The following is a 15,238-nucleotide window of genomic DNA, read 5'->3' as shown; positions in this document are numbered from 1 at the left end:
TGTTATGCGAATCTTTTTTTCCTGAGTTGGTCGTAAATCTCAGAAATAGGAGCTGCAATGTAGATAGACGAATAAGTTCCCACAATCACCCCGAAAAGAAGGACAAAAGCAAAATCATACAATTCCACTGCCCCACCCACAATGATTGCCACGACAGAGATCATCGTCGTAAAGGAGGTATTGATGGTTCTTCCCAAAGTTTGAGTGATGGAAACATTGATGATATTCGAAAGGGCTAGGTTGTCCTTTCCATGAGCATTTTCTCGGATTCGGTCAAATACAACGATTTTATCGTTAATGGAATAACCAAGGAGAGTGAGAAGTGCTGCAATGATCGGAACACTCGGTTTGATTTGTAAAAATCCAATGAGTGCCAATGTCATAAGGATATCATGAACAAGAGCGATGGAAGATGCCAAAGCAAACTTAAACTGAGAACGAATACTCAAATACAAAAGAATGATGGCAAGAGTCGTAAGTAGTAACGTGATTCCTACCTCTGTCAACTCACCTCCCACTACCGCACCTACTTGGTCAGCAGAGAGAACTTTTTCTTTCGGGAGTTTGTATTCATACCTGAGAAGTTGAACAAAACGGTCAATGGCCGATGTAGAAGATTCTCTGTTTGCTTCCGGAATTTCTTTATACAAAGCTTCGATGGTGTCAAGAGACCCAAGTCCGATATCCAATTGGTAGATGTTCTTTTCCTTTTCCAAAAGGATCACAACGGCTTCAATGTTTTTGGATTGGAAGTATCCATCTAAATCATTACGGGATTTGTCAGCAGGAAGTTCTACAACCGTTCGAAGTCCGCCATTGAAATCTAATGAGTGAGCAAACCCACCATACTTAGCAAAGGTGACAACGAATCCGAAAACAATCGCAAGGAATGAAAAGCTAAGAGTAAAGTATTTATACTTTGTAAAATTGATATTATGCATGAGTAGTCTCCTTTTTCCCAAAGAAGAAAGGTCTTAAATTCAAGTGATGGATACCCATTCGATTCACTGCCAATTCCATAAACAATCTAGAGAGGAAAAGGGAAGTAAAAAGAGTCGTAACGATACCCCAACAGAGTGTGATCGCAAAACCTTTGATCGGTCCATTTCCAAGACGAATCATTAGAATTCCGGCAATGAGTGTGGTGACGTTTGCATCCATAATCGTCCAGAACGCGTTTTCAAAACCACGCGTGACGGCAATGGAAAGTGCCCTACCCTCTTCGATTTCTTCTCGAATCCTTTCATAGATAATTACGTTTGCGTCCACGGCCATACCCGCAGTCAAAATGATCCCCGCTATCCCCGGTAAGGTGAGAGTGAAGTCCATAAGTGTAAGAAGTGCTGCCAAGATAATGATGTTCACAAGAAGAGAAAGGTCAGCTATGAACCCACCCAAACGGTAATAGAAAATCATATAAGCCATGACGAGAAAAAATCCAATCGCAACCGCTTTTACACCCACTTCAATCGATTCAATCCCAAGAGTCGGTCCAATGAATCGCATTTCTAAAACCGACAAAGGAATCGGAAGGGCTCCTTCGGAAATTACGTTCGCTAGGCGAATGGCTTCTTGTTCTGAAAAACTTCCAGAAATTTCAGCACGACCACCAGCAATCGGATCATTGATGACAGGATTGGAGATGACTTTATCCCCCCAAACAATGGCTAGGTTACGCCCACGATTTTCAGAAGTGAGATCAAAAAATTTCTCTGCACCATTGGGAGTGAGTGTAAAACTTACCATCCATCCATAAGAATTGGAATTATAGGATGGTTGAGCATTGGTCATATCATTCCCGGAAAGGGCAATTTTACGTTCCAAAACCACAAAACTACGTGGGAGTAAATTTGATTTCGCAGAATTTCCACGAGCCCACATCGCATAGATTTTAAAGTCTGGTGGGATATTGTATTTTTTCTCCAAACCTTCTAAAAACTCATCTTGGGCTTTTTTCCCTGCTTTGTTTTTTACGAGCTCTTGGAAGAGAAAAATATCCGTGTTTTCTCTTTTACCCAAGTCCATCATACGACGTTCGCTGTCAGCAATTTGGCCTTTGAAAACAAATGGTGTTGGTTCTTCTAAACGATATTCCACAGTTTCTGTGTTCTGTAAAATTTCTAAAATAGCAGCTGAATTGGAAACACCAGGAAGCGATACTTCAATCGCATCTTGTTCTTTCTGGATACGAACTTGTGGTTCTGTTAGGTTTTGAGTGGTAAGACGATTGTCGATAATCATCTTTGCTTTTTCTAACTCTACAATTTTACGCATGGGAGAAAGATCAAAACTAGATTCAATTTCAGAAAGTCTAGACTTTGCTTTTTCTTTATCCTCTGCTTTTGTTGCAGGGTTATTTAAAGTAAGCTTTAGTTCGTTAAGTTCTTTTGCGTAAAGGTCTTTGAGTTTAGAAGTGTAATCATCAAAGTCTCCTTTGAGAACCACTCGCATACCACCTTGTAAATCGAGACCTAGCTTAATCGATAATGATTTACCACCGCGGATTGTTTCTTCAATCCAAGTGGGTTCTAATTTGTTTTTAGACTCACTTAACAAAGATTGATTCTCTTGCGAGATTTGATTGATCTTTGCGGAAGTGATAAACCTTCCCTTAACTGTATAAAATGGATTTTCTTTCGGAGGAAGAGTTCCTTGTGGTTCAATGGTCCAACCAGAACCTTTGCCATAATCTTTCGCCCAACGTTCAAAAAGTGCATTCACTAATGTTTTTTGATCGGCTACTGGAAGTGCATACACATCCTCTCTGACAACGATCTTTAAAGTGCGATCGGCAAAGTTCGGATACAAAATTGTAAAGGAAACCGCCAGAATCAAAAAAGGAAGAATCAATAGTCGATACGATTGCAAGTTAGTTTGCTCCTAAAATTATTATCTTCTATAAGAACGACTGCTAGATCCCGGGCGAGCAGATCTAAGTCTGTAAAAAGCAAAGAGTATGATAATCCCAAGGATCATCATTGCTTTTTTATATTTAGCAAAGAAATCAGAAAAATTAAAGAGGGATTTTCCGGTTTCTTTACTTGGAGAAAGATTCGATTCAGTGTTAGAACTTTCTGTTTTTCCAATTTTCAAATCGGCAGAAAAACCAGGAAGTCCTGATGGCTGCACAGAAACATTCGAATCCATCCACAAACCATTGTTCACCACTTCCTCTTCCTCAATCACCGGAGTTTGTTTTTCCAAACTAGGAAGGGACTTTTCCGTAACATTCGTATTCGGATTCACAGCCAAATTGGTGTTTTGTGGAAGTGTTTCTGTAGTTGCAAGTTGGTTTTGTTTGGATTTTCTTTTCGATCTCTTCTTTTTTCCCGTAACTTGTGCAGTGGGAGTCACAACAGTTGTTTGTTTTTTTGTTGTGGTTGTAACTGTTTCTTCTTTCGGTTTGGTGGTAGTCGATTTTGGTTTATCGTTTACCTTATCCAAAAAATCCAAACCCTCTTGGGCCAAGAGGGAAACCGAAAAACAGAATATTAGGGAAATGAAGAAGAGTCGTTTCATCTTAGGCTTTCTTCTTCAGAATAGCACTAGTTTCAAAGGTAATGTTTGTGTTGGCAGCAACACTCAAAACAACTGTTTCGTTATTATCTTTGAACTCTACAATCTTTCCGTGGAGTCCGCTGTTTGTCACAACGTTGTCCCCTTTTTGGAGATTGGTGATCATCTCTTTACGTTTCTTCTCTTCTTTTTTGTTCGGAAGGATGACTAGAAAGTACATAGCAACTAACATGATCGGAATGATGATGAGTGACTGTAAGGACGACTTTGCACCCTCTTCTTGGGCAAGGATTAGGATATCTGGTGTTAAAAAATTAAAATTGAGCATAGCTATTTATCCAATGTTTATAGGCCTTATCTTAAATTCAATGTTTCACGAACGAATCGGAGAACTTTTTTCTCGAGGAGAGCATCTTTCGCAGTTTCGTACCCTGTTCGTATATCATTCACGGCTCCGAGTAAAAACATTGCGACTCCAGCATTGAGGGCCACCATTGCCGTGCCTCCCGTCGATTCCTTTGGATCTAGAACCGCTCGAAATAAAGACTCCGCTCCCTCTTTCGAGGAGGAGAACACTGTATTTCTGTCCAATTCCTTAGCATTTAAGCCCAGTTCCTTAGGGTCGAAAGCCAATTCTTTGGTCTCTTTCCCATCAAAATAGGCATAATCCGTCCTTTCAAAGATGGAGAATTCATCCAATCCGTCCGCCGAATGGCAGACCATGGCCCGTTTGGAACCAAGCCTTCCCAAAATTTCCGCCATAGGCAGGCAGAGGGACTTATCGTAGACCCCTACCATTTGGTGGGATGGGGAAAATGGATTGGAAAGAGGACCAATCAAATTGAAAAACGTGCGAAAGCCTAGAGCAGCGCGAACCGGTCCCGCATATTTCATCGCTGGATGCCAAGCCGGAGCAAACAAAAATACAAATCCTGTGCGAAGGAATTCGGACTCTGAATCGGCAGTGGACTGATCTAATTTATACCCGAGTCCTGACAAAATATCAGAACTTCCCGAAAGGGAAGAAACAGAGCGGTTTCCATGTTTGGCTACCTTGAATCCAAGACTTGCTAGAGTGAGAGCCGAAAGTGTGGATACATTGAGAGTGCCTTTGCCATCCCCACCGGTCCCACAAGTGTCTAAAAAATCAAAATCAAATTTCTTTGTGGGTTTTACGGCATGGCTACGCATAGCACGAACAAAACCATAAAGTTCATCCGTTGTTTCTCCTTTCATTTTCATGGCAGTGAGAAACGAGGCAAGGACTGGTTCCGAAACATTACCATCCATCACTTCACTTAAAAAAAGTTCGGCGTGGGCATCCACAAGGTGGTGTCCAGAGACAACTTGTCCGAGGATTTCCTTAATTGTTGGAACGGTCATAAAAAATCCTTTTTAAATTGGAAAACGTTAACAACTGATAATTGGTCACAATATAACGAAGGCCAGAAATCACTGTGATGAATGTTGTGAATAACATTCCAAAATAAGGCACAAAAGAAGCAATCGAATCAAAAAAATCTTTGAAACTGATACTATCTGTGGTTTTAACAAATGTATAAAACTCAATCGCATGTTGGGATGCCACTTCAAAGGTAGAGTAACCAGCAAGTTTCCCCATAGCATAGGTCTCGTTGATCATGGCTCGCCTTTTGCCGGAGATCAGCATAAACACCACAAGGATGATAAGGATGGCTCCCATTTGGAAGGCCGTTTTTACCTTACCCATCATGGTTGTACGAAGGCTATTTCCAGAACGAACAGCGATATAACGTAAAAAAGTGATGAGCATATCTCGCCCAATGATGAGAACCACCATCCAAACTTCGATGGGTTCATGAATGAATAAGAAGGTTACAAAACATCCAATGACTAAAAATTTATCAGCCAAAGGATCAAGAAACTTTCCAAACTCGGTTTGTTGGTTCCACTTACGCGCCAAATACCCATCCACCAAATCAGTGAGGGACGCGAGGGCAAAAAGTACAAAAGCAAAGATTTGATATTCCCATTCTTTTTGAAAAAGAGCAAAGATAAACAAAGGAAGTGCTAGAACTCGCAGAACCGTGAGTAGGTTCGGAATATTGGCTATGGTTTTCCAATCTTCCACTAAACCACCCAAGTCCCTGCCATATCTAGTTCATAGAAAGAATCCACTCGCACTTGACCAAACTGGCCAACCTTTAGACCTTCCTCTTCCACATAGACAACTTCATCAATCTCAGGAGCATCTTGAAAACGGCGAACGATCGCTCCTTTTTCCAAAACTTCATCCACTACGGCCGGATAGAGTTTTCCAATTCGATTTTGGTGGATGGTTTTCAAAGTTTCCAGATAGGCTTCACGCACCAAATTCACACGGCGAGCAATTTCTTTGTCTTTGATTTGGCCTTCCATAGTCGCACCCTTGGTTCCCTCTTGTGGGGAATAAGGAAAAAGATTTACCTTTTCTGGTTTTACATCTTCTACAAATCGAATGATCTCTTCTACATCCTCCATCGTTTCTCCAGGGAAACCAAGGATGAACGAAGTGCGGATCTCCAATTCAGGACGGAGATCCCTTGCTTTTTGGAATAAGGATTTGAAGTATGAGTATTCGCCAGTTCGGTTCATCGATTTTAAAACGGACTTGGAAACATGTTGTAAAGGGCTTTCCAAATACGGGGCAATCTTAGGAATTTCTTTATAAAGATCGAGTAACTTTTCTGTTTTTTTATCAGGGTAAAGATAGAGAAGTCGGAGGAGTTCGAGTCCATCTACGTCTGCAACGGAACGAACCAAATCCAATAGTTTGTCCGTGTCTTTTCCATAAAATACAGTGTCTTGAGAAACAAGACAAATCTCTTTGGAACCAGCTTTTACAGCACGTCTTGTTTGTTCTAAAACATCCACACTTTCCGTATCCCGATACTTTCCTCGCAAATTAGGAATGATACAGAAGTGACAACCACGGTTGCATCCATCGGAAATTTTTACATATGAATATGGTTTGGAATAGTTTTCAATTCCCTTACTTGTGATAAGCCTGTCCAAAAGATCTGCATTGAATTCGGTTAAGTCTTGGAATTCAAGTGGGAAGTTTTTACGTAAAATCTCCCCTGCTTTGTCATACTTTCCAGTTCCAAAATGGAGATCCACTTCCGGAAGATCATCGGAGATTTCTTTTCCCGCACGTTCCGCGAAACAACCCACAACAACTAACTTTTGTTTGCTTTTCTTTTTGATGTCGATGGAATCCAAAATGGTTTGGATGGTTTCTTTGGTCGCATCTTGGATAAAAGTGCAAGTATTGACTAAGTGAAAATCGCTGGCTTCGGGTCCTGCCGCAGGAAGGAGACCTTCTTTCAGTAGTGACTGGTGCATAGCCATGGAATCAACGGTATTTTTAGGACAACCGAGAGTCGTGATAAAAAACGACTTCGGTGTCTCTTCGGTTTTTTCCTTAACCTTTGGCATTATTCGCCTAACTCTCCAATGATGGATTGAGTGGAATCATAAGGATTTGGTTTACGGATGAAGATTTTTTTGACAAGTTTTCCTGGTTTTCCAAGAACAGATCGTTCTTTTCCATTTTGAACCATCTCTACGGCCCCACCATCACCCACTTTAATCTCGAGTCGATCACGAGCTTCTAAGTGTTTGACTTCGCCTGCAGAAACAAGACCTCGTTCTCCCATCTGTCCATCTAACACAAATTCCACGTAACTTGGTTTAGAGAAAAAGAGAGTCACTTGAATCGGAACATCCCCAACTGGAGATTTTACGGCAGCCCCTTCTCTTTCTTCTTTTAGTGTCACAAGAACTTTGGCAGATTTTTCAGTCACGGCTTGGGTCACCACTCGGATGTCCCGACGTAAAGAGGTTAGTTCTTCAATGCGGTAAGAAAGAATGGTTTCTTCCCCTTCTGCCGTTTGGAAAAAATATACATTTTTTTCAGGGAAAATATTGAATCCAAGATTTGCCTTTCCATTGGAAACACCTTTGATAAACATTTTACACTGTTGGTTGTTTACACTGAAACTCACACCACGGTCTTCTGTTAAAATAAAAGGAACACTGGCATTTTCCGGAACACTTTGTGATACAAAGTTAATCCCTGAAGGGATATCGGAACTAGCAACAGTTTCTACTGAGGAACCTACTTCCGTTGTTTCCTCATCAATAGATCCAGATCCTGATTCTTCAAAACTAATATAGATGATATAAGCCGAGATCACAAAAAGAAAAATGGAAACTAGGCTAATGATTTTATTTCGATCTAAGTTTAAAGGTGTGGTTGTCGGACGAGTGAGCTCTTCGAGAGGTGCTTGTGATTCTTCAATTTGTTCTCCACGATAGAGATTGAGAAGCATGGCTGCATCTAATTTCAAATAACTAGCGTAGTTTTTTAAAAACCCGAGAGCAAAGGTCTCTGCTGGAAATTGGGAATAGTCTTCCGTTTCTAAAGCAATGATGTATTTGGCTGCGATGTTTGTTTCTTTGGCTACATCTTTGACGGAGAGTTTTTTATCTTCCCTAGCTTCTCTTAGTATTTGACCGACTCGTTTTGTGTTCAAAATGATATCCTCTTAGCTTAGTTCTCGGATACAAGTGGGTTGTTTACAATTTTGGCGTTCCCGCTCATATGAAAATTGAAAACTCCATCTTGGATTTCTTCAGAAAAATTAATATTGGAAAATGAGATGGTGGTTACTTTCCCGCGACCATCAGTAGCCACTGCTTTTTTGATTAGATAAGATTCAGAATCCACAAAAAGTTTCATCTTTTCGAATCCACCGATCTTTTCTCTTTGGTCGAGATCCAAAACAAAGTATTTGGTGACATCACCCATAGAACGAGGTTGTTCGATGGTATCAAATTTATAATGGTATTTACGAAAGAGACGGTTGAGACCATCGGGACTGTTCGTTGTAAAGATAGGACCGGAAGTGTTTTTTCGATCCAAAGTTAAATCCTGTTTTCCCACAGCACCTAACCTCTTGATAAAGATATGTAAAGTTTTGCCATCCGATACAATTTCGTCCCCTTCCGGTTCCGCAAAGTTATATCTGATTTTTCCGGGACGTTTGTAGAAACATTTCCCGCGCATCTGCTTTTCCTTTTTGTTGTCTTCTGTTTTGATGAGAAAATCAGCCGAATAGGAATTAATATCACTAAAGTTCTTCTTTATCTTTTTGACCACTTCCGAGGGGGAGTGCCAATTGTGAGCCGGACTTGTTTGGGCACCGAGAGCCACCCCAAATACAAGTAAAAAAGATCCGATCCATACTTTCATAGTTTCCCAATTTTTCAGACAAAGTTCTCTTGTCGATGATTTACGCTGAACGTAGGATTTCTCGGGGTTTGGCCCCTACTTGCGGAGAAACATATCCTCGCATTTCCATAAGTTCCATAAGCCTTGCCGCTTTGTTGTAACCAATACGCATCCGGCGTTGGAGGTAACTGGCACTGGCTTTTTTCTCGGTGACCACGATATTCCAAGCCTCGTCAAAAAGTTCTTCATCTTCGTCCGAGGCCATTTCCACACTGGTTTCATCGTCCCAATTCATTTCCACATAGGCAGGAGCACCTTGTTTTTTGGCCTCTTCCACGATGGACTCAATTTCTTTCTCTTCGATAAAGGGAGCTTGGATTCGCATCAGATCACTGGAAGTCGGAGATCGGTATAAAAAGTCTCCTTTCCCAAGGAGGGTTTCGGCCCCACTTGTATCCAGAATGGTTCTCGAGTCTGTTTTTTGTGCCACTTGGAAGGCCACCCTTGCCGGACAGTTCGCTTTGATGACACCGGTGATCACATCCACAGACGGCCTTTGGGTTGCCATTACCAAATGGATTCCGACCGCTCTTGCTTTTTGGGAGATTCGTTGGATTTGTTCCTCGAGATCTTTTCCCGAAACCATCATAAGGTCTGCAAGCTCATCAATAAAGATCACGATATAAGGAAGTTTTTGGAATCCCTTGGCATGGGCATATTCATCGACTTTCTCATTGAAACTTTTGAAGTCCCTACTTTTCAATTGGGAGATCATTTGGTAACGACTTTCCATTTCTTGGATGGCCCAAGACAGTGCCTTGGTTGCTTTTTTTGGATCCGTGATCACAGGCATAAGAAGGTGTGGGATTCCTTCATACAAAGTCATCTCCACCATCTTCGGGTCGATCATGATGAAACGCACTTCTTCCGGAGAACGAGTGCAGATGAGACTTGTGATCATCGCATTGATACTCACCGACTTACCAGAACCAGTGGTTCCCGCTACGAGTAAGTGAGGAAGTTTGGCGATATCAATCATCACGAGTTTCCCCGAGATATCTTTTCCAATACAGATTGATAAGTCTTTGGCTTTGTGTTGGAGGATGGTATCTTTCAAAATTTCTGATAGGAATACATCTTCCCGAATTCGGTTCGGAACCTCAATTCCGATGGAAGCCTTACCAGGAATCGGTGCCACAATTCGAATGTTCTTCACTTCGAGGTAAGCGCGAATTTCATCGGAAAGAGAAACGATACGGTTTAGTTTGATTCCATTCGGAATCGTGATCTCATAACGCGTAATGATTGGTCCTCTTTCTTTGGTCACCACCTTGGATTCAATTCCAAAATGTCCCGTAGACTCTTCGATTTTACGAGAGATGAGATCTAGCTCCGAATCGTTCTTCAAAATATTGGCTACAGGAACCTGGTGAGAAACAAGAAGCCTTGGAGAGATATAATACTTTCCTTTTTTCAGTTTTGGTTTGGGAACCATAGAACCAAACATCAGCTCTTGTTGTTCTTTCGACTCTTTAGGTTCCGGCTTTTTCTTTCCAAAATTTCCGGAACTGAGGTTGGAACGAACGAGAGGGGAACTTTCTTCTACCGCTAAAGTTTCGAGAGTTTCTTCTTCGTATTCTTCCACACTAGAGTCTGCTTCTTCGGAATCATCGTGATCACTGGTTTCACTCGCATCCCAACCCGTTTCTTCCACCAAAGACAAACGAATGGATTCCGGAATTTGGATGGCCTCTGACTCGGAGAGAGTTTCTTCCTCATCCGAATTAGATGCGAAATGGGAAGAAGATTCTTCCGACAGATCTCCTTCGGAATCATAAACATCATCTTCCTCTGCGAAATCAGAATCGAGAGAAGAAAAACGGGACTTGTCCGAAATAGAATTTCTTGCAGCAAAGGAAGATGGAATGGGATCTAATTTGGGTAACTCCAAATTGTCTATGTCGGCCACTACGTCCGCTTTTGGTTTCCATTTGGCTTCTGGAAATTGGAAAAGGATTTTAGATTCCCGGAGACTTTCCTTTTCTTCCATCTCTTCGGGAAGTCGTCTATTATCCGTTAGTTTGAGACGAGAAATCAAAATTTCATTTCTTTCCACTTCCGCAAAAGAATCCAAACTGGATTCTTGTTTTTGAAAACGAAATACCTTACCTGACTCATCAAAAAAACCTTCAAAGGAGGACGCATTGCGATAACGAACGGCCGGTGATTTTTTAGAAGTTGGAATTCCGGAATGACGATCCCCTCGACCAACCTTACCCATTGGAGAACTTTCTTCATTTAAATAAGAATCGGGAAAAGAACCCACTTTCTCCGAACGAGAATGGCGATTCCCACCCTTCTCATCAGCAACCACATTCCAAAAATGGTGTGCGATCTCTTCTTTGGTTTCATCTTCCGTTTGGACAGCAAACCATTGTTTGTTGCGAATTTCCTCAAGCGGAGCACGGCGTGTGGAAACCACCGATTCCAAAAAACCAGGAAGCCTCAGGTGAGGTAGATCCCTTTGTCCACCCATCATTCGATAAATTCCATTGGAATAACGACTTAAGGCATCAAAAGTAAAAGACCAAGCTCCGTCTTCGAGCCAGATCACGGCAAAGTATAAGTATAAAAAGAAAACAACAAGGATGCGACCCGTCTCTCCAAAGAGATAAGAAAAAACCCAAGAGAAAAATTGACCGAGAATTCCACCGCTATCACCCACGTGCCCGAGAGGAGTTTCCAGTAGATTCAAACTCACTGTGGTTGCCACAAGGAAAAGTGGGAAGAAGAGTGCTTTGCCGAGTCTATCGAAGTCGGGATTTCGCAGAGAAAGAACACCTAACATCAAAACGAAACCCGCAAACAAAAAGGAGGACTTTCCTAAAACATAAAACAGTGTAAAGGCGATATAATGCCCAAGCCTTCCAAACCAATTGAAAAGCGAACCATCCTCTCCTTCCTGAAAGGAAAAAAGAGAAAGGAGTAAAAACACACCGGAAAATACTAATAGATACGGAAGGAAGTCTTTGCGAGGCAAAGTCCATCCCCATACGGATTTTTTAGGGTCCATACGGGAAATATCGGAAGGTTTTGAGACATAGCCAGAAAAAAAAAGGAAGCCTTGAGATCCTGATTTAGGGCAAAATTCTAACCCTTAAAGTTCGTAAAATTGGCGTCAAAATTGAAATTGGCATTGCGGATGGCCGCCATCACCTCTTGCAAATCGTCCTTTTTTTTGCCCACAACCCGGACCGATTCGCCCTGGATGGTAGCCTGGACTTTCAATTTTTGGTCTTTGATTAGGGTAGTGATTTGTCTCGTTTGGTCTTTGTCCAAACCATTCTGAATTTTCACCTTTTGGCGCACAGTTTGGCCTGTCGCCGACTCAATTTTGGACTCAAAATCAAAAGCTTTCAGGCTAATTCCCCGTTTTGCCATTTTGGTTGTGAGGACATCGATGACTTGTTTCAGTTTGATTTCGTTTTCCGAGGTCAAAACAAGCGTATCTTCCGTGAGTTTGATTTCCGAATTGGAACCTTTAAAATCAAACCGAGTTTGGATTTCCGTCATGGCTTGGGCCACTGCGTTTTGTAATTCAGGTCTTTCGATTTTTGATACAATGTCAAATGATGGATCTTGTGCCATAGTTTACTCCTAACTGATTCCTATTATCCTAAACTTTTTTTGGAAAGTCCGAGGGCAAATTCCAAAGCAGTAGGTAGGCTTTCCGGTTTTTTACCACCACCTTGTGCCATATCAGGTCTTCCCCCACCTTTTCCATCTAACATCACCAAGGTTTCTTTTAGAAGATCTCCACAGTGGATTCCTCTTTCATTCAAAACCTTATTACACATAAAAACAAGGGTGCTGACTTCCCCATCACTGGATCCAAAAAGACAGAGAATTTCTGGTTCTTTGGCTTTGAGGCTATCGGCTAAATCCTTGAGTGATTTGGCATCCACAGATGGAAACACTTCTGTCACTACCTTTCCTTTGGGTAACGAAACTGCCTTTTTCAAAAGTCCATCTACAAGCTCTGGATTCATTTGGAAACTGAGTTGTTCTTTTTTCTTTTTGGCTTTGAAAAGAGCACTCGCCTTTTCTTCCAATTCGGTCTCTAGGCTTTCGCGAAGTTTTCGCAAACGTTCCACGGCCGCATTCCCTTCTTTGGCAAATAAACTTTGTAAGTCTTCGGGAGCAGGAACCACAGTTGTGATTCCAAATTCTTTTAGATCCCCAAATGTTTCTTTGGCATTTAAATTATGAGTTTCTACTTTTGCTGCGAGTGTTTGGAACTGAGACAAAAAGTATTCCACAACGGAGTCTCCACAAATGGCTTCGACCCTTCGGTTACCAGCACCCGGACTTCCTTCCTTGATGATGGCAAAGTATCCAATTTCTTTTGTGTTTGATACATGAGTTCCCCCACAGAATTCTTTGGACTTATCCCCCATAGAAATCACACGAACCAAATTTCCATACTTCTCATCAAACATTGACAAGGCGCCTGATTGTTTTGCAGCATTAATGTCTAATACTTCGGTATTCACAGTAATTTTGGCATTCACTGCCTCATTCACATCTTTTTCGATGGATACAATTTCTTCTGGAGAAAGTGCTTTGGGATGAGAAAAATCAAATCGCAAATAATCGGAAGAAACAATGGAACCTTTCTGTGCCACATGGTTTCCGAGAATCCGACGAAGCGCTCCGTTTAACAAGTGCGTACCGGAGTGATGGTTTGCGAGATTTTGTCGCCTTTCTGTATCAATCTCTGCTTCGATGGTTTCGCCGACAGAGATTTTTCCTTTTAAAAGGATTCCGAGATGTAAGAAAGTTTCGTTTTCTTTTTGTGTATCTTGGACTTGGAACTGAAATCCTTCTTTTTTGAGATAACCCCAGTCGCCCACCTGACCACCACCCTCTGCATAAAAGGGAGTTTTATCGAGGACAATGACCGCTTCCTCTCCTTGTTTGGCAGAAGTCACAGACTTACCATCCACAAAAAGATATAAAACTTTGGCGGGAGCTTTTGCCTCAGTATATCCTAAAAATTCAGTTTTGAGTTCTGGTGATGCCGTAAGACCTGTAAGGTATTGGGCTTTTTTTCCCTTCCAACTCGCACGAGAAAGATCACGATCTTTTTCGAGTTCCTCTTCGAATCCTTTATCGTCAAACCCAAACCCGCGATCTTCCACGAGTTCCTTTGTCATTTCCCGAGGAAATCCGTATGTGGAATAAAGCCGAAACCCCTCTTTTCCGGTAACAACAGTTTGGTTGTTTGACTTTAGATGATCCAGAAGGGATTCTAATTCTTCGAGTCCCACTTCCAAAGTATGGAGAAAGAGTTCTTCTTCTTTTTTTAAAATAGATTCAATGTCTTTTGCTTTGTCTTTTAGTTCCGGGTAACGAACCGAATATAAATCCCGAAGTGTCGCAATCAATTTGTATAAGAATGGTTCGTGGATACCTAGTTTTCTCGCAAATAAGGAGGCTCGGCGGATCAGCCTACGAATCACATACCCACGTCCTGTGCGGTCCGGATAAATTCCATCCCCTAACGAAAAGAATACGGAACGAGAATGGTCGGTAATCACTCGAAACGATTGTTTCGTGGATTCGTCGTAAGTTTTGCCCGAGAGTTCTTCAATTTTACGAATGATGGATTTGAGTTCATCGGTGTCATATACAGAGTCCACTTCTTGCAAAAGCATGGCCACTCGTTCGAGCCCAGACCCTGTATCAATTCCGGTTTGTTTTAAAGGAAGGAGCTCACCAGAAACAGTTTGATTGAATTGGTTGAATACTAAATTCCAATATTCTAAATAACGATCACAGTCACAACCTGGTTTACAGTCTGGATTGTTTCCACAATTCGGGCCACCTTTTTCAGGGCCACGATCCAAATACAATTCCGAACAAGGGCCACAAGCCCCACTATCTCCCGCAGGTCCCCAGAAATTATCTTTTTTTCCGAGCCGTACAATTCGTTCTTCAGGAACACCTTGGTCCATCCAAATCTGTTTGGCTTCATCATCATCTAAGTATATCGTGACCCAAATTTTCTCTTTGGGAATATGGAGATGGTTCAGTGAAAAATCTAATGCATATTCAATGGCTTCTTTTTTGAAATAATCTCCAAAGGAGAAGTTACCAAGCATTTCAAAAAAAGTACAATGCCTTTCGGTTTTGCCCACAACTTCCAAATCTGTGGTACGAACACATTTTTGGACAGAGGCCGCGCGGGTGTATGGTAACTCTACCGCTCCCGTAAACAAAGGTTTGAACTGAACCATTCCGGCGGTTGTAAATAAAAGAGTGGGATCCCCCTTGGGGATGAGGCTAGAAGAAGGCACAATGGTATGGCCTTTTCCTTTAAAGTAATTGGTATACAACTCAGCAATTTCGCGGACTGTTTTCGACATCATACACTTACAGCGAAATCGGGTTTGCCTCCTAGGGCAA

At 41.7% G+C, this 15,238-nt stretch carries 12 protein-coding genes; all 12 read right to left on the bottom strand.

The window, feature by feature from the left end; genetic code table 11:
• Positions 1 to 2: 2 nt before the first annotated feature.
• Positions 3 to 941 carry a protein translocase subunit SecF gene (gene secF, locus JWG41_RS00620; RefSeq protein WP_205268029.1) on the bottom strand — a complete coding sequence of 313 codons (939 nt, stop codon included), beginning with the start codon at positions 939 to 941 and terminating at the stop codon, positions 3 to 5.
• On the bottom strand, positions 934 to 2,868 hold the full coding sequence (gene secD, locus JWG41_RS00615; RefSeq protein ID WP_205268028.1) for a protein translocase subunit SecD: 1,935 nt from the start codon (positions 2,866 to 2,868) through the stop codon (positions 934 to 936). The genes secF and secD overlap by 8 nt, the downstream gene beginning before the upstream one ends.
• Positions 2,869 to 2,889: 21 nt before the next feature.
• On the bottom strand, positions 2,890 to 3,519 hold the full coding sequence (locus tag JWG41_RS00610; RefSeq protein WP_205268027.1) for an SRP-less Sec system protein: 630 nt from the start codon (positions 3,517 to 3,519) through the stop codon (positions 2,890 to 2,892).
• 1 nt (position 3,520) lies between these two features.
• Positions 3,521 to 3,844 carry a preprotein translocase subunit YajC gene (gene yajC / locus JWG41_RS00605; protein ID WP_002973971.1) on the bottom strand — a complete coding sequence of 108 codons (324 nt, stop codon included), beginning with the start codon at positions 3,842 to 3,844 and terminating at the stop codon, positions 3,521 to 3,523.
• A gap of 26 nt (positions 3,845 to 3,870) precedes the next feature.
• Complete coding sequence (gene trpD / locus JWG41_RS00600; protein WP_232373595.1) at positions 3,871 to 4,899, bottom strand: anthranilate phosphoribosyltransferase; 1,029 nt, start codon at positions 4,897 to 4,899, stop codon at positions 3,871 to 3,873.
• Complete coding sequence (gene pgsA / locus JWG41_RS00595) at positions 4,880 to 5,626, bottom strand: CDP-diacylglycerol--glycerol-3-phosphate 3-phosphatidyltransferase (protein ID WP_205268026.1); 747 nt, start codon at positions 5,624 to 5,626, stop codon at positions 4,880 to 4,882. The genes trpD and pgsA overlap by 20 nt, the downstream gene beginning before the upstream one ends.
• Complete coding sequence (locus tag JWG41_RS00590; RefSeq protein ID WP_205268025.1) at positions 5,626 to 6,972, bottom strand: MiaB/RimO family radical SAM methylthiotransferase; 1,347 nt, start codon at positions 6,970 to 6,972, stop codon at positions 5,626 to 5,628. The genes pgsA and JWG41_RS00590 overlap by 1 nt, the downstream gene beginning before the upstream one ends.
• A complete protein-coding gene (locus tag JWG41_RS00585; RefSeq protein WP_205268024.1) occupies positions 6,972 to 8,072 on the bottom strand; it encodes a helix-turn-helix domain-containing protein in 1,101 nt (366 codons plus the stop codon). Before JWG41_RS00585 ends, JWG41_RS00590 begins: the two co-directional genes overlap by 1 nt.
• 17 nt (positions 8,073 to 8,089) lie before the next feature.
• Positions 8,090 to 8,791, bottom strand: coding sequence for a LolA family protein (locus JWG41_RS00580; protein ID WP_205268023.1), 702 nt, complete (start codon positions 8,789 to 8,791; stop codon positions 8,090 to 8,092).
• Positions 8,792 to 8,831: 40 nt separating this feature from the next.
• Positions 8,832 to 11,843 carry a DNA translocase FtsK gene (locus tag JWG41_RS00575; RefSeq protein WP_205268022.1) on the bottom strand — a complete coding sequence of 1,004 codons (3,012 nt, stop codon included), beginning with the start codon at positions 11,841 to 11,843 and terminating at the stop codon, positions 8,832 to 8,834.
• Positions 11,844 to 11,920: 77 nt separating this feature from the next.
• Positions 11,921 to 12,418, bottom strand: a complete 498-nt coding sequence (locus tag JWG41_RS00570) for a YajQ family cyclic di-GMP-binding protein (protein WP_205268021.1) — start codon at positions 12,416 to 12,418, stop codon at positions 11,921 to 11,923.
• 23 nt (positions 12,419 to 12,441) lie between these two features.
• Positions 12,442 to 15,201: an alanine--tRNA ligase gene (alaS, locus tag JWG41_RS00565; protein WP_205268020.1), complete on the bottom strand. Its 2,760-nt coding sequence runs from the start codon at positions 15,199 to 15,201 to the stop codon at positions 12,442 to 12,444.
• Between the last annotated feature and the right edge of the window lie 37 nt (positions 15,202 to 15,238).

The sequence above is a fragment of the Leptospira chreensis genome, assembly GCF_016919165.1.
Classification (GTDB): domain Bacteria; phylum Spirochaetota; class Leptospiria; order Leptospirales; family Leptospiraceae; genus Leptospira_A; species Leptospira_A chreensis.
This window is presented reverse-complemented; position numbering and strand designations above follow the sequence as displayed.